18 protein-coding genes are annotated in these 22356 nt (G+C 35.4%); 9 read left to right on the top strand and 9 right to left on the bottom strand.

Going from position 1 to position 22356, the window contains the following annotated elements:
- Window positions 1–87: 87 nt before the first annotated feature.
- On the top strand, window positions 88–597 hold the full coding sequence (locus EM308_RS02060) for a thioredoxin family protein (RefSeq protein WP_035636457.1): 510 nt from the start codon (window positions 88–90) through the stop codon (window positions 595–597).
- 68 nt (window positions 598–665) lie between these two features.
- On the opposite strand, the gene EM308_RS02055 is transcribed toward EM308_RS02060, so the two are convergent.
- Complete coding sequence (locus EM308_RS02055) at window positions 666–2708, bottom strand: ComEC/Rec2 family competence protein (protein WP_035636460.1); 2043 nt, start codon at window positions 2706–2708, stop codon at window positions 666–668.
- A 325-nt stretch (window positions 2709–3033) separates the two neighbouring features.
- On the opposite strand from EM308_RS02055, the gene EM308_RS02045 reads away from it, so the two are divergent.
- Window positions 3034–3609, top strand: coding sequence for a GNAT family N-acetyltransferase (locus EM308_RS02045; protein ID WP_197056125.1), 576 nt, complete (start codon window positions 3034–3036; stop codon window positions 3607–3609).
- Between the two features lie 454 nt (window positions 3610–4063).
- On the opposite strand, the gene lpxB is transcribed toward EM308_RS02045, so the two are convergent.
- The 3 genes from lpxB to surE all read right to left on the bottom strand — a co-directional run bounded on the left by lpxB (window position 4064) and on the right by surE (window position 6371).
- A complete protein-coding gene (gene lpxB, locus EM308_RS02040; protein ID WP_035636465.1) occupies window positions 4064–5176 on the bottom strand; it encodes a lipid-A-disaccharide synthase in 1113 nt (370 codons plus the stop codon).
- A 126-nt stretch (window positions 5177–5302) separates the two neighbouring features.
- Complete coding sequence (locus EM308_RS02035) at window positions 5303–5578, bottom strand: hypothetical protein (RefSeq protein ID WP_035636467.1); 276 nt, start codon at window positions 5576–5578, stop codon at window positions 5303–5305.
- A gap of 13 nt (window positions 5579–5591) precedes the next feature.
- A complete protein-coding gene (surE, locus tag EM308_RS02030) occupies window positions 5592–6371 on the bottom strand; it encodes a 5'/3'-nucleotidase SurE (protein ID WP_035636469.1) in 780 nt (259 codons plus the stop codon).
- Between the two features lie 212 nt (window positions 6372–6583).
- Between surE and EM308_RS02025 the strand changes: the two genes are divergently transcribed.
- The 4 genes from EM308_RS02025 to EM308_RS02010 all read left to right on the top strand — a co-directional run bounded on the left by EM308_RS02025 (window position 6584) and on the right by EM308_RS02010 (window position 11468).
- Window positions 6584–8830 carry a carboxy terminal-processing peptidase gene (locus EM308_RS02025; protein ID WP_035636470.1) on the top strand — a complete coding sequence of 749 codons (2247 nt, stop codon included), beginning with the start codon at window positions 6584–6586 and terminating at the stop codon, window positions 8828–8830.
- A 246-nt stretch (window positions 8831–9076) separates the two neighbouring features.
- Window positions 9077–9691, top strand: a complete 615-nt coding sequence (locus tag EM308_RS02020; protein ID WP_035636473.1) for a deoxynucleoside kinase — start codon at window positions 9077–9079, stop codon at window positions 9689–9691.
- 169 nt (window positions 9692–9860) lie between these two features.
- Window positions 9861–10241 (top strand): hypothetical protein, encoded by a 381-nt coding sequence (locus tag EM308_RS02015; protein ID WP_035636475.1) that lies wholly within the window; start codon window positions 9861–9863, stop codon window positions 10239–10241.
- A 375-nt stretch (window positions 10242–10616) separates the two neighbouring features.
- Complete coding sequence (locus tag EM308_RS02010) at window positions 10617–11468, top strand: DUF4382 domain-containing protein (RefSeq protein WP_035636477.1); 852 nt, start codon at window positions 10617–10619, stop codon at window positions 11466–11468.
- 100 nt (window positions 11469–11568) lie between these two features.
- Here EM308_RS02010 and EM308_RS02005 read toward each other — a convergent pair whose 3' ends face one another.
- The 5 genes from EM308_RS02005 to EM308_RS01985 all read right to left on the bottom strand — a co-directional run bounded on the left by EM308_RS02005 (window position 11569) and on the right by EM308_RS01985 (window position 19279).
- Window positions 11569–14148 (bottom strand): sodium-translocating pyrophosphatase, encoded by a 2580-nt coding sequence (locus EM308_RS02005; RefSeq protein ID WP_035636479.1) that lies wholly within the window; start codon window positions 14146–14148, stop codon window positions 11569–11571.
- 114 nt (window positions 14149–14262) lie between these two features.
- Entirely contained in the window at window positions 14263–14790 is a 528-nt protein-coding gene (locus tag EM308_RS02000; protein ID WP_035636481.1) for an inorganic diphosphatase, read from the bottom strand.
- A 205-nt stretch (window positions 14791–14995) separates the two neighbouring features.
- Entirely contained in the window at window positions 14996–15595 is a 600-nt protein-coding gene (locus tag EM308_RS01995) for a DNA-3-methyladenine glycosylase family protein (RefSeq protein WP_035636485.1), read from the bottom strand.
- A 121-nt stretch (window positions 15596–15716) separates the two neighbouring features.
- Complete coding sequence (locus EM308_RS01990) at window positions 15717–18218, bottom strand: DUF5686 and carboxypeptidase-like regulatory domain-containing protein (protein ID WP_035636488.1); 2502 nt, start codon at window positions 18216–18218, stop codon at window positions 15717–15719.
- Window positions 18219–18280: 62 nt separating this feature from the next.
- Window positions 18281–19279, bottom strand: a complete 999-nt coding sequence (locus EM308_RS01985) for a pyruvate dehydrogenase complex E1 component subunit beta (protein WP_262488058.1) — start codon at window positions 19277–19279, stop codon at window positions 18281–18283.
- A 426-nt stretch (window positions 19280–19705) separates the two neighbouring features.
- Here EM308_RS01985 and EM308_RS01980 point away from each other — a divergent pair, with 426 nt between their 5' ends.
- From EM308_RS01980 to EM308_RS01970, 3 genes are all read left to right on the top strand, one after another.
- Window positions 19706–20452, top strand: coding sequence for an electron transfer flavoprotein subunit beta/FixA family protein (locus tag EM308_RS01980; RefSeq protein ID WP_035636494.1), 747 nt, complete (start codon window positions 19706–19708; stop codon window positions 20450–20452).
- Window positions 20453–20574: 122 nt separating this feature from the next.
- Window positions 20575–21555 carry an electron transfer flavoprotein subunit alpha/FixB family protein gene (locus EM308_RS01975; protein WP_035636496.1) on the top strand — a complete coding sequence of 327 codons (981 nt, stop codon included), beginning with the start codon at window positions 20575–20577 and terminating at the stop codon, window positions 21553–21555.
- 163 nt (window positions 21556–21718) lie between these two features.
- Window positions 21719–22336, top strand: coding sequence for a bifunctional nuclease family protein (locus tag EM308_RS01970; RefSeq protein WP_035636500.1), 618 nt, complete (start codon window positions 21719–21721; stop codon window positions 22334–22336).
- The last annotated feature ends 20 nt before the right edge of the window (window positions 22337–22356 follow it).

Below are 22356 nucleotides of genomic sequence, written 5' to 3'. Positions count from 1 at the left end.
TTGTATAAATTTGTAAATACGAAATCCGTTCAGGATTAAGAAAAAGAAGTTTTAAGATTTTATTTGAAAAAATAATATAAACAAAAGATGAAAAAAATAATTTTAGTTGCGTTCTTTTTGATTGGTGTAAGTGTTTCTCAAGCTCAGGAGCTAAAATGGTACACAGATGTAAAAGAAGCCGTCAAAGTTTCGAATAAAGAGAAAAAACCATTGATGCTGTTTTTTACCGGAAGCGATTGGTGCGGATGGTGTATTCGTTTGCAAAATGAAGTGCTCAAAACTCCAGAATTTGGTAAATGGGCCAATGATAATGTTGTATTAGTTGAATTGGATTATCCTAGAAGAGTAGAACAATCAGAAGAACTTAAAAAACAAAATAACGAGTTGCAGCACGCCTTTGGAATCCAAGGATTTCCAACTGTGTTTTTTGCCAAAGGAACGATTAGTAAAGAAGGAAAAGTGAATTTTGAAGGTTTAGGAAATACAGGTTATGTAGCTGGTGGACCATCAGCTTGGTTGGCGGTTGCAGATCCTTTTGTGAAAAACGCGGGTATGACCGAAACGAAAAAAACAAAGTCAAAATCTAAAAAAGCTTAATTTAGTGAATAGTGATTAGGTTTTGGATTGATTATTTTAAGAAAATTTATATCAGGCATTTAAACTATTTACTTAGGACTAACCACATAGAATCCCTTTTCGCGAGTTGCGTGAAAAGGGATTTTTTGTTGGGAACAAGTTGCTTTCCATTTTTTTTGAAAGGATTTGTAATTGGAAGCATCGACGATAACCATTTTGGGTTTCAGAGCTTGTAACAGCCGATCAAAATTGATTTTTGGCGATTGCGTTAGAATTAAAATGTTGGGGTGAGCATTTTTAGGAAATACTGTAGAACTGTCAATCAGCAGGATTTTGTTTCCTTTATAGAAAATCAGATTTGTCAATTTAGCTTTTTCTTTCAAAGTGCAGAAGTTGACCGTGAGATAAGAAGCCAATAGTTTGTTGCTTTCTGAGTTTTTCAGAATGCTGTCATTAGCATACAGTTTTACATTATTGCCGCTTCGTTCCAAAAGTTGAGTGTTTTTTGAAGAGTTTAGAACAATAAATTCTGTTTGATTTTGAATTTCCCATTTGGTGTAAAAAGCGGATAGTTGAAGAGTGATAATGGCGATTAATGCACAAATCAGACTTTTAAAATTCTTGTATTGAAAAGCAATAATTACAGTGATAATTACTAAATAACTGCTGATTAATAGTGAGGTGTTCAAAGGAATATCCTTGATTATAAATTGTTGCAAAGAAGCAATGTAACCAATTATTTTATCCATATAATAAATACTTATTTCCAGAATTTTTGCCGGATAAAACGGAACCCAGTTAAAAGAAGCGAATATCATAACCAAACATCCCAGCCCCATAATAATACTTAGGAACGGAATCACGATGATATTGGTAACAAAGAAGAGTCCCGGAAATTGATGAAAATAATAGATGCTTAGAGGTAAAGTACCAATTTGCGCCGCAAACGAAATGGTCAATATGTCCCAAAAATAATTGATGATTTTGTTTTTTGGTTGCCAAAGATTTGCCATCAAAGGCTGTAACCAAACAATAAAAAATAGCGCAATATAACTCAACTGAAAACCAACATCGAATAAAAAAGAAGGTTCGAAAAGCAAAATAAGTAATATGGATACCAATAAAGTGTGATAAATATTGACACTTCTTTTTAGAAATTGCCCTATTGCCACAAACGAAAACATCGTTACTGAACGAACCACCGATGGCGCCAATCCTGCCAGAACGCCAAAAAGAAACAAAGAAACAAGTATTATTAAAAGTTTGATGAAAGCCCCTTTTCTAGTGTTTGGAAATGGTTTTAGCAGATAAGTAATAAACAGCAATATACATCCTATGTGCAATCCCGAAACCGACAGAATATGTACAGCTCCCGCATATTGATAATCCTGAATAATATCGTTGTCAATGTCCTGTTGCTGTCCCATTATTAAGGCTACAGCAACGTTCAATTCTTTATTGTTGAATTTGCTTTTTTGTAAATTTTGGATAATTCGGGTTCTAAATTCTGCGGTGTAATACCATATGTCTTTTGAGATTTCGGGACTTACTTGTATGTCGTTTGGTTCCGCATAGAGTTGGGCATAGATTTGTTTGTTTTCAAGGTATTTTTGATAATCAAATTGGTTTGGATTTTTTTGAGGCGTGTTTTTGTTCAAAATCGCATTGACCTTTATTTGGTTGCTAATTATAAAAGAATGCTTTAAGCTGTCTTTATTGATATTGAGCAGAATTCGACCAGTTGCTTTTTGATTATCAATCGAGTTGATTATGGCAATATAACGGTCATTATAAATAGTACTTTTTAATTTTTCCCTTAATGTGAGTGTGAAGCTGTGTTTTTTATCAAAAATATTTTTGTAATGAGTGTAGTTGTTTTTTCGATTGGAATCGGTGTGGAGGGTTTGTGTGGTAACCCCGACGGAAAAGGCCAAAAGAAATGCCGTCACCCCGAATAGTAATTGGTATTTTCTGTTTGCTTTACTTAAATAAAAACTCGTTAGAAAAACTATTGCTATAACAAAAAGAACAATCAGCACAATCGGTAAGATTGGTTTTAGGAAATAGGCTAATAATATACCTGCGATAAATACTAATGTGATTCGAGCTAGTGGAAATTGAAATACTTTCATATTGCAAAATACAAATATTTTGTAAGAAATAAGTTCTTTTTATTTGATTTATTTAATCAAAGTTCAGTTAACACAGTGAAAATCATTTTGAAGAAAGTAACAATATGTTATGAAAATGCTATTAAGAATCTGAAGTATAGTTCAGATTTTTCGAAGTATGTTTCAGGCACTCAGAAGATTGAATCCGGATTTCCGAAGCTCACATTAGGGAATTGCTTTTATTTCGAATGCCCAATTTTACTGGGTGTAGCGCAAGAAATAGTGAGACAAAAAAAACTCGTTAGAGGACGAATCAATGTTTTCTATATTTGGAAAAAGATGTATATTGGCTTTTGAAAGATCGATCCATCCTAGTAAGAAGGATAGGAATGATTTTATCAGGCCCCAAAACTGTAATCAAAAACATACCAAACCTGACAGGAAAGTATCTACGAAATTTATTATGGATATTGAGATAAAAAAAATTAATTCTTCAGAAAATGAAATAGTGACTGAGCTATTTGACAAGTATCGGACATTTTATAAGCAATCAAATATTGAACTTGCAAAAACATATACCAAAGAGCGTCTGGAGAAAAACGAGGCACAAATATATGGAGCATTCAAAAAGGAAAACCCCAAACCTATAGGATTTACGCTGCTGTATCCAAAACCTTCTTTTGTTTCCACTAATAAGAATTGGCATATTGGATATTTATTTGTTGAGATTGACCAACGCAAAAAAGGTATTGGACAGAGATTAGTTAATACAGCTTTAAATTTTGCCAAAAAGGAAGGAGCAAAATTCATTTCATTAAATACAGAAAATGACAATTATCCTGCCCAGAAGCTATATGAAAACTTAGGTTTTGTTAGGGAAGGTTTTTTTTCTGGCTATTTCTATTATCAATATAATCTCTAAAATTAGGGTGGAATATCTTTGTTTGTTGTCCTCGTTTGTGCAAAGGCAATGTCAATAAGTTAAATTTTGTCTTTTCTCAAAAAGGCGCGAAGTCGCAAAGTCGCAAAGATTTGAAATTTTTAGAAAAGCTTAGCGAAAATTGTTTATTGATTTTTGAAATTGATGTTGTAAAGCAGTTTGTTCGCGTGAGGGCAATGTCATTAAGTTAAGCGTTTTTTATGTCATTTCGACGAAGGAGAAATCACATAACGTGAGTCACTAGTGAGATTCCTCGTGCCTCGGAATGACAAAACGATGGTTTTATATCCTTAACTTAATGACATTGCGCGTGAGGGATAGGAGCAAGCTACCAAAGTAGCGCGGATAGCCCGACAGCATAAAGGAAAGGAGCCGACTCACCGTTGTGATGAGTTGGCTCCTTTTCTTTATGGTGGCACGCCCAAATGATATTAAACTACTTTATGGCATCAACAATCAATTGCGCTGTTTTTTTGCTGGCACCGATTCCGCCTAGTTTTTCTTCGAGTAAATCGTAGTTTTCAAGCAGTGCTTTGCGGTAATTGGGTTCGAGGATTTTGGTTAATTCTTCACGGATACGTGTGGTTGAACAATCGTCCTGAATTAATTCGGTTACGACTTCACGATCCATTATTAGGTTGACGAGCGAAATGTACTTTAGGGTGATGATTCGCTTGGCGATTTGATAGGACGCCCAACTGCCTTTGTAGCATACAACTTCGGGCACTTTGAAAAGGGCGGTTTCGAGTGTGGCCGTTCCAGAGGTTACCAGTGCTGCGGTGGCGTTGCGCAATAAAGCATAGGTTTTATTGGAGACAAATTTTATGTTTTCGCCAGAAATGAATTGTTGGTAAAAGGATAATTCCTGACTTGGTGCTCCAGCAATTACAAATTGATAATTGGGGAAATCCTTGACAACGCTTAGCATGACCGACAGCATTTTGCTGATTTCCTGTTTTCGGCTTCCGGGTAAAATGGCGATAATGGGTTTTTCGGACAAATGATTTTCGGTTCTGAAAGCATTGGCGTCAATACTCGCTTGGTTGTGGATGGCATCAATCAATGGGTGGCCAACAAATTCAACCAGAAATTTGTGTTTGATTTCGTAAAAATCTTTTTCGAAGGGCAAAATCACATACATTTTGTCAATATCGTGCTTGATAGCTGTGATTCGGTTTTCTTTCCACGCCCAAATTTGAGGGGAAATATAGTAGTGATTTTTGTATCCAACCTGTTTCGCCCATTTGGCAATTCGCATGTTGAAACCGGGATAATCAATGTAAATAATTACATCTGGATTGAATTGCGTGATATCGTTTTTGCAAATTTTAATATTGTTTAAAATGGTTTTTAGGTTGGATAGCACTTCGATAAAACCCATAAAAGCTAAATCACGATAGTGTTTTACCAAAGTTCCGCCTACATTTTGCATCAAATCGCCACCCCAAAAACGGATGTTGGCATTTGGGTCTTCTTGATAGATTGCTTTCATTAAATTGGAACCGTGCAAATCCCCCGAAGCTTCTCCTGCAATAATATAGTATTTCATTTTTGTGAATTTTTGAAAGAACAAAGATAGATTAAAGTTTCTAAGAGACTAAGATTCTGAGATTCTAAGCTTAAATCAATAAAAAAAAACTTAGAATCTTAGCTTCTTAGCAACTCAGTAACTTTTTTAAATAAACAAAGTAATGATTGTCAGTATGATAACAGATAAAACAACACCTCTCGCTATGAGTTCCTTATTCATTTTTAATAAAATTCCAAAGGCGATTAAATCGAGTATGGAGCCAAGAGCAACAATTTTCCCGAGATGGCCTTCGCTTTTCATTATTTGAATACCTTTTAAGAAATCGGTATGCATTGCGATGGTTATGTAAAGAAACATTCCCAAGAAACAAGCAATAATCCCGATTATAAATCCTATTAGTAAGTCTGTTTTTTTAATCATTTTAATTTCTTTTTTATTGATTCCAATTTCTGTTGGTTAAGTTTTGTATGGCGTGATGTGCGGTAAGGTCAAATTGCACAGGAACAATAGAAATGAATCCGTTTTTTAGCGCCCATTCGTCTGTGTCTTCGCCTTTGTCCTGATTGATAAATTCGCCGGTAAGCCAATAATAATCCTTTCCTTGCGGGGTTTTTCGTTTGTCAAATTTTTCGCTCCAAAGCGCATTAGCCTGACGGCAAATTTTGATTCCTTTGATTTCGTTTTCTTTTAATTTTGGAAAATTCACGTTCAAAATCACGCCTTCGGGAAGCTTGTTTTTCAGAACTTCGAGCGTGATGGTTTTGATATATGATTTGACAGGTTCAAAATCGGCATTCCAGTCATAGTCGAGCAAGGAGAAACCGATGGCTTGGATGCCTTCAATTCCAGCTTCTACGGCGGCACTCATGGTTCCAGAATAAATAACATTTATCGACGAGTTAGATCCATGGTTGATACCCGAAACACAAAGGTCGGGTTTGCGTTTCAGAATTTCGTGCACGGCTATTTTTACACAATCCACTGGGGTTCCGGAGCAACTGTATTCCATGATTGCATCTGAGTCTTTGGAAATTTTATTGAGATATAAGGTGTCGTTTATCGTGATAGCATGACCCATCGCGCTTTGCGGTTTATCTGGTGCTACGACAACAACATTGCCAATTGTCGCCATTACTTCGATTAAAGTTCTTATGCCGGGAGCCGATACGCCATCGTCATTTGTAATTAGTATTAAAGGCCTTTCACTTTTCATTAGATAATTGTTAAAAAAGATATATTTATTTAAAAAAATCAAGTTTTCGAACAAATGTAGTAACACAAAATCTTATATTGCGAACAAATAAAATATATTTTTTGGATTTATTTTTTGAAAGTTAAAAAATCTATTTTATACCTTTAACAAAAAATTATGCAGGACTTTAGGGGGGTGGCATAGTTTTTAATGTAATTTAGATATAAAAATTGATGAAACCTATTATTAGATTTATGAAAAGGAATTACAAAATACTCATAGCGGTGGTATGCCTTTCGGCGACCTTGTTTGCGTTTAATATAAAATCAAAAAGTGCCGTAGATCCTGAGAAAGACAAATTGCTTTTGGAGTTATTAACGTTTGTAATTGAGAAAGGACATTATAATCCTGCAGTTATTGATGATAATTTTTCAAAAGGAGTTTACAAAGACTATATTGCTGCTTTGGATCCTTCAAAACGTTTTTTCCTGCAGTCAGATATCAATGAGTTTTCTAAATTCGAATTGGACCTGGACGATCAGTTGAAAGCGAGGGATTTAACTTTCTTTAATCTTACTTACGATCGTTTGATGCTTCGTATGGAAGAAAGTAAAAAAATATACAAAGATATTTTGTCAAAACCGTTTGACTACACTGTTGAGGAGGATTTTAATGTTGATTACGACAAAGCTCCTTATGTCAAAAACAGCGCAGAATTGAGAGAAAGATGGAGAAAGCAAATAAAGCTATCTACATTGTCTTCATTTACGGACAGACAAAAAAACGAACTAGATAAAAAAGAAGGAAAAGAAGTTACAACTCCTGCAACATCATCAATTACTGACAAGCAAAAAACAGAAGAAGACAAAAAGGTCAAAAATTCTGATTATGTTGTTAAATCTGATGAAGTTCTAGAGAAAGAAACCAGAGAGAGTTCTTTGAATTCACTAAACGAGTCGTTCGGATTTATGAACGATTTGAAAAGGGATGATTGGTTTACTTTGTATATTAATTCCATTATGTCTCGTTTTGACCCGCACACCACTTATTTTGCTCCCGAAGAAAAAGAGAGATTTGATGTGAGTATGAGCGGTAAACTTGAAGGAATTGGCGCGAGATTGCAAAAGAAAAACGATTACACCGAAATTTCAGAGTTGATTTCTGGAGGTCCAGCTTGGAGAGGAAAACAATTGGAAGCAGGGGATTTGGTGATGAAAGTGGCACAAGGAAATGGAGTTCCTGTTGATGTTGTTGGAATGCGTTTAGACGACGTGGTTAAAAAAATCAAGGGACCAAAAGGGTCTGAGGTTCGATTAACCGTAAAAAAAGTAGACGGAACCATTCAGGTGATTTCTATTATTCGTGATATCGTTGAGATTGAAGAGACCTACGCAAAATCAAGTGTGGTTGAAAAAAACGGTGTGAAATATGGGGTTATTTATTTGCCTAAATTTTATATTGATTTTGAAAATAAAGATGGAAGAGATGCCGGCAAAGATATTGCCTTGGAAGTGGATCGTTTGAAAAAAGCAGGAGTAAAAGGTATTGCTCTTGATGTACGTGATGACGGAGGTGGATCTTTGTCAACTGTTGTGGATATTGCCGGATTATTTATTGAGCAAGGACCAATCGTTCAGATAAAATCTGCAGGTAGAAAAAAAGAAATCCTCTACGATACTGATAAAAAAATTGAATGGGATGGGCCATTGGTTATTATGGTAAATGAATTTTCGGCTTCTGCATCAGAGATTTTGGCAGCCGCAATTCAAGATTATAAGAGAGGGATTATCATTGGAAGCAAACAAACTTATGGTAAAGGTACTGTTCAAAATGTAATCGATTTGAATCAATTTGTTCGTAATAATTCTGCAGGAGATTTAGGAGCGTTGAAAACAACCACTCAAAAATTTTATAGAATCAACGGCGGGTCTACTCAACTAGAAGGAGTAAGTAGTGATGTGGTTATGCCAGATCGTTATTCTTACTTAAAAATGGGAGAGCGTGATGAAGAAAATGCAATGCCATGGGACAAAATCGATGCGGCTCCTTATGCAACTTGGACAAATACTTCAAAATTTGATCAGGCTATTGCCAACAGTAAAAAAAGAATTGAAAATAATATTCAATTCAAATTGATTGAAGAAAATGCTAAGTGGATTGACAGCAGAAGTAAAGAAAACACATATAGTTTAAATTTGAATAAATTTAAAGTTGCTCAAAATCAAATTGAGCAAACTGCTAAAAAATATAAACCAATTGTGGATTATAAAAACAATTTGAAATTTACCTCATTGCCTTACGAAATGGAAGGATTTGTTAAAGATCCCGTCTTAAAGGAAAAGAGAGACAGATGGCATGAAAGCTTGGCTAAAGATATTTATGTAGAAGAGGCTTTAAATATTTTGGAAGATTTACAGTCAAAATCAATTGCAAAAACGGGTATTGTCGCCGGGGATAAAAAAAAGTTGGTTAAGTCTTAAGGCTTGTTAGTTAAAAAAAAAATTAAGGAAGAGGTTGTCCAATTACGGATGGCCTCTTTTTTTGTGATTGATTTTGATGAAAGCAAGGCTGTTTTGCTTCTTTGGGTAATGATTTTACAGGAATTGTGTTAAGTTAAAACAATATACTATGTTTAAAAATGGAACGTTAAATACTATTGAAAAAAGTAAATTTTATCTATTTTTACACTTTTGGAAATATATCAATTTTAAACTCGTAATACCGTAATGCATATAGCTATAGCAGGAAACATAGGTTCAGGAAAAACAACATTAACCCGTTTATTGTCGAAGCATTTTAAATGGGAACCTCATTTTGAAGAAGTAGTAGACAATCCTTATCTTGACGACTTTTACCATCAAATGGAGCGTTGGTCCTTTAATTTGCAAATTTATTTCCTGAACAGTCGTTTTCGCCAGATCATGCAAATTCGTGAAAGTGGTAAAAAAATTATTCAGGACAGAACTATTTATGAAGATGCCCATATTTTTGCGCCCAATCTTTATGCTATGGGATTAATGACGCAGCGAGATTTTGAAAATTATACTTCTCTTTTTGAATTGATGGAGTCCTTTGTCAAAGCACCTGACTTGTTGATTTATTTAAGAAGTTCTATTCCAAACTTGGTTGGACAAATTCATAAGCGAGGGCGTGATTACGAAAACACAATCTCGATTGATTATTTAAGTCGTCTTAACGAGCGTTACGAAGCTTGGGTACATACCTACAACAAGGGAAAAATAATGATTATTGATGTAGATAATATCAATTTTGTAGATAATCCAGAAGATTTAGGAAATATTATCAACCGTATCGATGCCGAATTGAACGGTTTGTTTTAAAAAATATCCCCACCTGAAAAAATACTCATAGGATTTATTTCATAACTTTGTATGTCAATGCTTTATGTTTTGAAATGAATTGTTTTTTTGTGTCCAAAATTTATCATAACGATTGATTGCTACACTGATTTATTGGTTTTTCTTAATTATTAACTAAAGATAGAAAGCCATGAAAATTGATTGTTTTAAAGCCAAAGTTACTAGTTTACTCTTAGTTTTTTTGATTCTTCTTCAGAGCTGTGTGGTTTATAAAGACGTTTCTTCAACTTTTGATGAAGCCGTGGTGTCAAATTGCAAAGTTTTAATCGTTATGGCTGATGGTAAAGAATTTAAATTTACCAAAGTTGAAAAAATAGGGAATGTTTATTACGGAATTTTAAAAACTAAAAAAGGAGTTGAAAAAATACTTTTAATAGAAAAGGATATAAAAGAAGTAAAAGTTTTGGACAAAAGATTATCGACTTGGGGAAATGTCGGAATTATAGTGGGATCCCTTGGAATTATTTCCGTGATAGTTGGAAGCCTTGTTGGGGGCACAGATTCTGATTGATCATTTAAGAAAGTGACTTCCGTCAGTCCAAATAATAAATATCATATTAATTTTTTGATCGATATATGAGCACCGAATTTTCGGTGCTTTTTTATTAACCTCATTCGGCTAATTGCTAAGGACTTTTGATTTTATTTTTGTTATTTCTAAAACGGAACCAGAAATGTAATGAGTTGATAATGTAATTATTTATTTAAAAAAAATAATAATATATGTCGCTGTGTGTTAGTTGGTTGGGAGGTGTTTTGATTAATAAAAATGATGGAAATCTTTTTTTGGATTTTGTTAAATTTTGACCAAATAGAAAATAAAATCGGTAGTTATCACGTTCAAATTAATTATAAAACCCCAATCTCTAATTAAAACACAGAAATTATGAAAAAATTTAAATTGCAAATTCTAGGAATTTTCACAATGATATTAATGAGTTTGACTCTTTTTAGTTGTGATCAGACTGATAGCTCAGATAGTAATCAAGCAACATCAAGATTTATGGTGAAAATGACAGATGCTCCCGGCGATTATGATCAGGTAAATGTAGAAGTGCTTGATGTGATGATTAAAGGAAATTCGGATTCTGGTGAGAATGGCTGGATAAGTGTTGGCGATAAAACCCAAGTAGGGGAAGGTAAAATTTATGATTTATTAAAATTGACAGGAGGGACCAACATTATGTTGACAGATAGTTTAATTCCTTCGGGCAAATTGGGCCAAATTCGATTGGTTCTTGGAGATGAGAACACAGTTGTTGTAGGTGGAAAATCTTTTAATCTAACAACTCCTAGTGCACAACAGTCTGGACTGAAATTACTCGTAAATCAAACGCTGATGGCTGGTTCTACCTATGAATTCCTTTTGGATTTTGATGTGAATAAATCTATTGTTACAACAGGGAATACAGGTTTTATCTTAAAACCGGTTATTCGTGCCTCAACAATGGAAGCATCGGGTGTAATTAAAGGAGTTGTCAGCCCCGCGGTCGATTATCAGGTTTTGGCATCTGTTCAAAAAGGCGAGAATATTTTCTCTGCTTTTGTGAAAATTGATGACAAAGACGGCGATACAACTGATGGTGATGGTACTTTCCAAATTAACGGAATTCCACCCGGAACCTATACGTTGACATTAACTCCTAATCCAACTTCGGGAAAAACACCAATAACAGTTGCTAATGTTATTGTAGTCAATGGACAAACAACAGATGTTGGGAATGTCACTTTTCCGTAATATCTTAAATCTTAAAATAAGTTTTCTGTTTAAGAAAATTTAGACACAAAAAAATGCCCCGAATTTTCGGGGCATTTAATATTACAATCAAATCTGAATATTATTTTAAAGCATCAACTTTTGCTTTTACTTCATCAAGCGTACCTTCAAAAACCTGAACATTTTCTTTTCCATTTTCAGAAGTGGTCACTGTTGCTTTTGCTTTACCGTTAAGGTGAACTAAATGAACTTTTACTTCTTTTTGCACCTCTCCTTTAAGCTCACAACATGTTTTTCCTTTTTGTTCAATAAATTTTCCATCTTTATCATAATGAGATAAGCACATTTCTTTTTGCTCGGGAGTGCATTTTAGGCTATCACACATTTTGGCACATTCTTCTTTGGTCATTTTTGCAATTTTAGACATGTCGCACTTACCCATCATCATTTTTGCTTCACCCATGATGCAATGTTTCATCATGATTTCTTTCTTTTCGCAAGAACCGTGAGCGTCCATGTGGCTGTTTCCGTTTCCTAAAATTGGAGCCATAACCAAACCAATTAAACAAGTTAATTTAATCAGGATGTTCATTGATGGTCCCGAGGTATCTTTGAATGGATCACCAATAGTATCTCCTGTAACCGCTGCCTTATGAGCATCAGATCCTTTATAAGTCATTTCTCCGTTAATCATAACACCTGCTTCAAAAGATTTTTTGGCATTATCCCAAGCACCTCCGGCATTGTTTTGGAAAACTGCCCAAAGTACCCCAGATACTGTAACTCCAGCCATGTAACCTCCTAACATTTCAGCAATTAGCTGGTTGTTGCCTCCGTAAACCAATTTACCAAGAAGTACAATCGCAATTGGAAAACCAATTGTCAAAACTCCAGGTAACATCATTTCTCTCAAAGCAGCTTTAGTCGAAATATCAACACATTTTGCATATTCTGGCTTGCCGGTTCCTTCCATAATTCCTGGAATTTCCTTGAACTGACGACGTACTTCGTACACCATATCCATTGCTGCTCTACCTACAGAGTTCATTGCCAAAGCCGAAAAAACAACGGGTATCATTCCTCCAATAAATAACATTGCTAAAACTGGCGCTTTGAAAATATTGATTCCGTCAATTCCGGTAAAAGTTACATAAGCTGCGAACAAAGCCAAAGAAGTCAATGCAGCCGAAGCAATCGCAAACCCTTTACCTGTTGCAGCAGTTGTATTTCCAACAGAATCCAAAATATCGGTTCTGGTACGAACTTCTTTCGGTAATTCACTCATTTCGGCAATTCCACCGGCATTATCGGATATTGGACCAAAAGCATCGATTGCTAATTGCATAGCGGTTGTTGCCATCATTGCTGATGCTGCCAAAGCCACCCCGTAGAATCCTGCCAAAGCATAAGATGACCAAATAGCTGCCCCAAACAATAAAACTGTTGGGAAAGTAGAAATCATTCCAGTTGCCAATCCTGCAATTACGTTTGTTGCTGCACCGGTACTCGATTTTTGAACAATCGCCATTACTGGTTTTGTTCCTAAACCTGTATAATATTCGGTTACCGATGAAATGGCTCCACCGACAATTAAACCAATTAGTGTGGCATAGAATACATATATAGATGAAATTTCTTTTGAGCCTTCGCCAAAGAAAGTCATTTTCATCGTGTGAGGCAACATATATTGTGTTAAGAAATAACAAGAGATAGCTGTTAAAACAATTGCAACCCAGTTTCCGATATTTAATGCTTTTTGAACTTGTGCTTCTTTGGCGTTTTCATCTGTTATTTTAACGAGCATCGTTCCAATTATAGAGAACAATATTCCAAAACCGGCAATAGCCATTGGTAATAAAATGGGGCCAATTCCTCCGAATACATCTTCGATTTTTCCACCCATGTCTTTTATTACATAATTTCCAAGAACCATTGCGGCTAAAACGGTTGCAACATACGAGCCAAACAAATCGGCTCCCATTCCAGCAACATCACCCACATTGTCACCCACATTATCAGCAATTGTTGCCGGATTACGAGGGTCGTCTTCTGGGATACCAGCCTCTACTTTTCCAACTAAATCGGCACCTACGTCGGCTGCTTTGGTGTAAATTCCACCCCCTACACGGGCAAACAATGCAATGGATTCTGCTCCCAAAGAAAAACCTGCCAATGTTTCCAGAACCACCGTCATGTCTTCTGTAGAAGTCCATTGTCCGTTCATGAATATTTGGAAGAAAATAATAAAGAAAGCTGTTAGTCCTAAAACGGCCAATCCAGCAACGCCTAATCCCATTACTGTTCCTCCGCCAAAAGAAACTTTTAGGGCTTGTGGTAAGCTGCTACGTGCTGCCTGAGTTGTTCTTACATTGGTTTTTGTTGCGATTTTCATTCCCATATTTCCTGCCAATGCAGAGAAAAACGCTCCAAATATGAAAGCAACTACGATTAATAAATGTGTTTTAACTCCTGGAATAAAAGTGATTCCAGCCAATACTGCACTTGCTATCAGTACAAAAACAGCCAGCAATCGATATTCGGCTTTTAGAAAGGCTAAAGCGCCTTCGTATATGTGATCTGAAATCTCTTTCATTTTACCGTCACCGGGATTTTGTTTTAACACCCACGCTCTTTTGACGGCCATAAAAAGTAGCCCAATAATTGCCATTATAATTGGCACATAAATCATAATTGAATTCATAAAAATATCCTCATTATATTATTAGAAAAAAATATTGTAATCGAAAGCAATTTAAACAAAAAAAGCAATACATGTAAAAAGTATTGCTTTTTTTGTAAAAATTTGGCATAAACATTATTTAATGCTAAATAATCCTTCTGGTTTGTTTTCTATTTGGTCGAAACGTTCTGTACATTCTTTAATGATTTCATAGGCTTCGTCTAAGTTTCCCCAGCCTCCTACATCCACTTTTTTGTTTTCAAGGTCTTTGTAAACCTGAAAAAAGTGCTCGATTTCTTTTAAAAGGTGCGGGTTTACATCAGATAGGTTTTCTAATGAATTCCAAATTGGATCAGAAACTGGTACACAGATTATTTTTTCGTCTGGACCTTTATCGTCGGCCATGTGGAAAACGCCGATAGGTTTTACTTGCATTACGCAACCAGGAAAAGTTGGCTCGTTTATCAGTACCAAAACATCCAAAGGATCTCCATCCAAAGCCAAAGTTTCGGGAATGAAACCATAATCTGCAGGGTACATCATCGAAGAGAATAACATTCTGTCAAAACGCATTCTTTTTATAGAAAAATCATATTCATATTTATTTCTGCTTCCTCTTGGTATCTCAATTAATACATCAAAAGTTTTTAATTTGTCTGTCATTATTGTTTTTGTTTGTTTTTTTGTTTTTTGTTTGATTTCTTATCTTATTAGCGGTACAAATGTAATGAAACTATGTTTTTTTGCAATAAAAAATGCAACTTAATCCAAATGTGTTTTAAGGAATTAACCTTAAAAGATAATTCTGTCCAAAATAGGATTTTGGGTAAGGCTGAAATGTTTTTCCGAAATCAGTTATGTAGTACATTTAATACACAATTGTTCGGTTTCGTTTTTTTAGATAATAGTGCCAAAGCAAATATGTGGCATAGGAACGATAAGGACTCCATTGTTGTGTATGGGTTTCCATTTCCTGCTTGTCATGGATGTTGAGTAATTCTTTGATGGTGTTTATGATAGCGATATCTCCTAGTGGAATTAAATCGGGTTCCTGAAGGCAAAACATTAGGTAAATGTCAATAGTCCAATTTCCGATTCCTTTTAATCTGATTAATTCCTCCCGAACCTGTTGTGCTGTTTTTGAGGCTAGACTTTCAATGTCAAGTTCTTTGTTTAGGATAGTTTGGGCTAATATTTTTATGTAATTGGTTTTTTGCCGACTTACGCCTAATGCCCTAAATTCTTCTTCGGGTAAAATCGATAGTGTTTCAGGTGTACAACTTGTATGTGCTTTGATTTTTAAAAATGTGGCTTTGGCTGAATCTATGGAAACCTGCTGTTCCAAAATCAGTAATACCAATGTCTCAAATCCTTGTGGTCTTTTTGGAATTGTCGGTGTTCCATAAGTATCAACAATCTCTTTGAATATGGAATCTTTTTTGAAAAGATAATCGAAGGCCTTTTGCATTTTTTTTAGTTCAAATTTAATGAATTGGCTTATGGACTAGCCCTGATGTAGTGAGAATTTTGACGAAAAATTGCAACAAAAACAGGGCACGAGTGAAACGAACTGACGAAGTAACTAGCTCCTAAAAATAAAACCCAAAAGATCCTTTTATGGCAAATCTATTGATGTCAGGCATATTGAGATAACTTCCTCTCCATGAAAAATCAAGTCGGAACACCTTGAAGATGTTTCCTATTCCTGCATTGTATTCCCAGTAAATATTTTCTGGTGCGACATAGTTTAAGCCGGAAGCATTTATGGCCCTGTTGGCATCCGAAACGGTTCCATAGGCAGCTTTTACTCCGATTAATTCTCTCCAGTTCAGTTTTCGCATAAAGGGTATTCTAGCAAATAGTCTTCCATTAAAATCGTGATTCCATTGCAGGGTTGCATATTTATCGGTAACAAATTCGTAATAATTAAGATTACTGAAAGAGTTTTCAATCGTGAATAGCGTTTGGTTTCCTGGAACAACACTCAATAATCCCAAAGGAACTGTTCCAAAAGTTTTTCCGAGTTCCAAAATCAAATTAGTCCTGCCCAGAGGTCCTATAATGATAGGCTGCTTGTAATAAAACTCCAGTTTTTTGTAATTAAAATCACTGTTGAAAACACCTTTGTATCCCTGGCTGTAATTTACAAAAAGGGTAGTGTAAGGGCTATTGGCAATGCTTCTTTCAACTCCATAGGCTATGGTTCTTCGTTTAGGAGTGTACTCAGCCTGGATATTAAATTCAGATTGGGTGGTCTTGTTTTTTATGACACCTTCGGGATTTTCGGCAGAAGGCAAAGTGGTATAGTAATCCAGACTGAAAACAGGTGAGGCTGATTCTAGTGTTTTGTAGGTTACTCCAGTTTGAAAAGTCAGGTTTTTGACGGGTTCTATTGCAATGTAGGCGTTCGTCAGTTCTATGTTGGTTAATTTTCCATTGGAACCTGTGGTGATAAATGCTGATGAACCATAATTTCTTGCCAAAACATCATTGGAAGTCGTCAGACTTGCTCCCAACTGTTCGATGTCATGCCGGTTTCCTCCCGAAATAATGATTCGGTTTTTTTTATCAATCATCCATTTGCCAGCAAAACCATATTTGAATTTTTGGTCTTCAAAGCCATAAGCGGTATAAGCCTGTACTCGCCAAGGGTCATTAGGACCAAAATAAGTTCGCCCTCCGAGCTGAACTCTTAAACCCTCAACTTCGTTGTATCCGAAAGTGGAGAAAATAGGGCCAAAATCAAAATTTTCAAAATTTATGTAGCCGCTTGCCAGTATGGTTACCAAATTAGCAAGTCTTTTAAAGGCGGGAACAGTTTTAAGGGTGTCGAGCATTTTGTACACGCCTTGCTCATCTTTGTTTAATTTTTCAAAACGATTTTCTTCCCAGTATTCGTCATTTTTTTTATAGACTTCATTGTCGACAAAATTGACTTCTTCTTTGAAGAATTTCTCGGGTTTTGGAATATTAAATTGATGATTTTGATAAAAAGTCGTTCGCTTGCCGTAAACTCCTTTGGATTTCTCTTTTTTATTTACAGCAAAATCAGACATTAGATAATCCTTTGTCAAAATGAAAACAGAATCGTTTAAAACTTCGAATTCTTGTTCTACATAAATGTCTTTTACCCAGTTTATATTGGCACTTTTGGTAACGGCCATATTGATTTTTTTTATGGCAAAAGTGGTATCATTTACCCAAAAATCACCTTTGAAGGTCAATTCGTTTTTTCGTCTTGGATAAAAAACAATATTGTAACACCATTTTTTATCGATAAAAGCACTGTCTTTTAGTACATAATTATAGGTGTCAATCCCAGTTGTAGAAAGTGGACTCGTAAAACTTTTGTCAAATAATAAGATGTGATTATTGTAGATATCATAATCAGAATACAAATCTTTTATAAAGGACAAAATTTGTTGATTGCCTTCGTAACCTGACGTTTTATTGGCTTTAATAATTTCTTTTACCTTAGCGATTTTATTGTCTCCATATACGTCCGACAAGGCTTCGTTGATAAAAACAGGAAGATAGGTTTTTCCGGTAATTTTTGATGTGTCGACATGGTCAAATATAAATTCCATTCCTTTGAAAAGCTTATTTTTTTTGTAAGCGCTATCAATGGAGTTAATGTCAAACTCTACTTTTTCATATTTCTCCATTTGATATTGATCAAACAGATGCAGACCGTTTTTCCTTTTTCTTTCCCAGATTTTACGTAGGATTGCTAGTGCCGGATTGTCTTTTTTCGAAGTTTTCCCGGTATAGATGACTACTTCTTTGAGAGATTCCTGATCGTTTAATTCAACTGTAAAATTATAGTTGACGGATTTGGTAAGGGTAATTTCTTTTTCAGAAAAACCAACAGAACTTACTACTAATGTTTGTTGGGTAGTTGGAGATTCAATATAAAAACGTCCGTCTTCATTGGTTACCGTACTGATGCTAGTATTTTTGAAAACGATGTTGGCAAAAGGGACAGGTTGTTTGGTTTTGTCAACAACAATACCACTCACTTTTGTCTGTGCAAAAATTTGAGTTATTGGCACAATTAGAAACAGGACAATTATGAGTAGGTTCTTTTTCATGACGGATAAAAAAAAGCTTCATCAAAGGAGGATTGATGAAGCTTTTTAAAGAGTTGTATCAATTATTTGTATAGTACTTTTTTAACTGCTTTTACAACATCTGCAGCATTCGGTAACCATTCTTTCAATAGTACCGGAGAGTATGGTGCAGGGGTGTCGGCAGTTGTTATACGTTGAATTGGTGCATCTAAGAAGTCAAAAGCTTGTTCTTGAACAATATAAGTGATTTCTGAAGAAATGCTTGCAAATGGCCAAGCCTCTTCAAGAATTACCAATCTGTTTGTTTTTTTAACCGAAGCTAAAATGGCATCTTTATCCATTGGGCGAACAGTTCTTAAGTCGATAATTTCGCATGAGATACCTTCTTTTTCCAATTGATCAGCAGCAATATAAGCTTCTTTGATTATTTTTCCGAAAGAAACAATCGTTACATCAGTACCTTCACGTTTAATGTCGGCAACTCCAAGTGGAATAGTATATTCACCATCTGGCACTTCACCTTTGTCACCATACATTTGTTCTGATTCCATGAAAATAACAGGGTCATTGTCACGGATAGCCGATTTTAATAGACCTTTGGCATCATAAACATTAGAAGGAACCACAACTTTAAGTCCCGGAGTGTTGGCAAACCAGTTTTCGATAGCTTGTGAGTGAGTAGCTCCCAATTGTCCTGCCGAAGCAGTTGGCCCACGGAAAACGATTGGCACGTTGAATTGCCCACCGGTCATTTGACGCATTTTGGCAGCATTATTTATAATTTGGTCAATTCCAACCAAACAAAAGTTGAAAGTCATATACTCTACTATCGGACGACATCCGTTCATTGCAGATCCAACAGCAATTCCGGTAAAACCAAGTTCGGCAATTGGAGTGTCAATTACTCTTTTTTCACCAAATTCGGCAAGCATTCCTTTAGATGCTTTGTAGGCACCATTGTACTCTGCTACCTCTTCACCCATTAAGTATATGGACTCATCACGGCGCATTTCTTCGCTCATCGCTTCGCAAATGGCCTCTCTAAATTGTATCGTTCTCATATTATATTGTCTGTGTGTAATTTTTTGATTGGCAAAAATAATTATTTTAAATTACTTAAAAGCATAAATTCCCTTAAAATAACAAGGTTTTGTTCTATTGTATTTTTCTGAAGCCATTTTAGGCTTTTCGCTGAATCTTTCTGTGGACTGTTCAGAAAAAATCGTGATAATAAGAAGGATTTAGCTATTATCCTTGCCAGGACATGAGTTTGAGATTGATGTTTTGTGATACCAAAATTGGTTGTTTTATTGTTTATTGAATGATATAACGGATTAAATCACAAATTAGTCTTTGTTGTTTAAAATAATTTTGTTTAAAGGTTATATTGCTATTTTATAGTTTACGAAATCGTAATAGTTGTTGATAATATTATGCATGCATACTATATAATTCGATTTATTATTTTACATTTGTCAGTGAAAAAAATAGAATTTAAACATATAAGTATGAAAATATTAGTTTGCATCAGCCACGTTCCTGATACTACTTCAAAAATTAATTTCACCAACGGAGATGCTGATTTTGATACCAGTGGAGTTCAATATGTAATTAACCCAAATGATGAATTTGGACTAACCCGCGCACTTTGGTTTCAAGAGCAGCAGGGGGCTACAGTTACTGTAGTGAATGTTGGAGGGCCAGACACGGAGCCTACTTTGAGAAAAGCGTTGGCAATAGGTGCCAATGAAGCGATTCGTGTAAATGCTAATCCTGCAGATGGTTTTTTTGTGGCCAAACAATTAGCCGAAGTGGTTAAAAATGGTGGTTATGATGTTGTAATTGCGGGGAAAGAATCCTTGGATTACAATGGAGGAATGGTTCCTGGAATGATTGCAGGTATTTTGGGATATAATTTTATAAATTCATGTATAGGTGTCACTGTTGATGGTTCGAATGTGACTGCTGTTCGCGAGATGGACGGAGGGAAAGAAACTGTGAATACTTCATTACCAATCGTCATTGGAACACAAAAAGGAATTGTTGAGGAAAAAGATTTGCGCATCCCAAATATGAGAGGAATTATGACTGCAAGAACAAAAGCATTAACAATCCTTGAATCGGTAGATGCAGCTGTAAATACAAAAGTTGTAAAATATGAAAAACCGGCTCCAAAATCGGCAGTAAAAATGATTGCGGCAGATAATTTGGATGAATTAATTAATTTGTTGCACAACGAAGCGAAAGTGATTTAAGAATTGGATTGCCGATTGAAGATTAATGATTTTTGATTGCTGATGGCAAAAAAAATCTAAAATCTTTAGTTTGGTTCTAAAATCTAAAATTACAAGTCTAAAATCTAAAATCTAAAATCATCATGTCAATATTAATATATGCAGAATCTGCAGAGGGAAAATTAAAAAAAGTAGCATTGGAATTGGCTTCCTATGCCAAAAAAGTAGCCGAATCATTAGGAACAACCGTTACCGCGGTAACTGTAAATGCAGGAAATGTTTCTGAATTGTCGAAATATGGTGTCGATAAAGTTTTAAAAGTAAACAATGATAAATTAAATAGTTTTACTGCCAAAGCTTATGCCGATGTAATAAAACAAGCGGCTCAGAAAGAAGCAGCCAAATTGGTTTTATTGTCGTCTACAACAGATAGCATCTATTTGGCTCCACTGGTAGCAGTTGCGTTGGAGGCTGGTTTCACTTCAAATGTTGTTGGTTTGCCGGTTAGCACTTCTCCTTTTCAAGTAAAAAGAACGGCTTTTTCAAACAAAGCTTTTAATATAACAGAAATTAATACCGATGTAAAGGTATTGGCTCTTGCCAAAAACACGTACGGTATTTTTGAAAGTACAGACGCGATTAATCGCGTCTCTACGGAAGAAGATTTTAATCCAACAATTGGTGATGCTGATTTTGGGGTAAAAGTGGCTTCTGTCGAAAAAAGTTCTGGCAAAGTGTCTATTGCCGATGCCGATATTGTAGTTTCTGGTGGTCGTGGTCTAAAAGGACCGGAGAACTGGGGAATGCTCGAGGAATTGGCTGGAGTTCTTGGAGCTGCAACGGCTTGTTCAAAACCGGTTTCAGATTTGGGATGGAGACCTCACGGAGAACACGTAGGACAAACGGGAAAACCTGTAGCGACCAATCTGTACATTGCTATCGGAATCTCCGGAGCCATACAACATATAGCAGGGATTAACTCCTCAAAGGTAAAAGTGGTGATTAACAGTGATCCTGAAGCTCCTTTCTTTAAAGTTGCTGATTACGGTGTAGTTGGTGATGCATTTGAAATTGTACCGCAGCTAACGGCCAAACTTAAAGCTTTCAAAGAACACCAATCTTAGGATCTAATTTCTCTTGGTAATTAAGCTATCTAAAAATAAGATAATTGTATCTTTGTATTAGGTAGCTTTTTTGTTCCATATATTTTGATTAAAATTGCACTAAATTTAAAACAAGGAAAAAGACACAATTAATAGAGTACTTGGTACTTTCCATTATATCAACATGAGCTTAGTTAAACTATCTATAAAAGGAATTTCATACAGTCAAACTCAAAATGGCGCTTATGCTTTAATCTTGAATGAGGTTGACGGAGAAAGGAAATTACCTATTGTTATCGGGGCATTTGAAGCTCAATCTATTGCAATTGCTTTGGAGAAAGAAATTAAACCGCCTCGTCCTTTGACTCATGATTTGTTCAAGAATTTTGCTGAACGATTTGATATTGTAGTGAAACAAGTGATTATTCACAAATTGGTAGACGGCGTTTTTTATTCCAGTATTATTTGCGAAAGAGACAAAATCGAAGAGATAATTGATGCCAGAACTTCGGATGCTATCGCGTTGGCGATTCGATTTAATGCACCTATTTTTACTTACAAAAATATTTTGGACAAAGCTGGTATTTACTTAAAGGCAAATCCACTTGAAACAGATACACCAAATGAAATGGAGGATATTTTGAGTAATCCTGAGACCTTTGGGAATGCTGAAAGTAATGAATCTGGCAGTACTTATACGAATCATACTTTGCAGGAATTAAACGAATTGCTGGAACAGGCGGTAGAGCAGGAAGACTATGAAAAAGCGGCAAAAATCCGTGATGAAATTTCCAAAAGATAATCTTAAGGCAATAAGCCATA

This window comes from Flavobacterium gilvum (genome assembly GCF_001761465.1).
GTDB classification, from domain to species: Bacteria; Bacteroidota; Bacteroidia; order Flavobacteriales; family Flavobacteriaceae; genus Flavobacterium; species Flavobacterium gilvum.
Note: the sequence above shows the minus strand (reverse complement) of the source record. Positions and strands in the feature narration are given on the sequence as shown.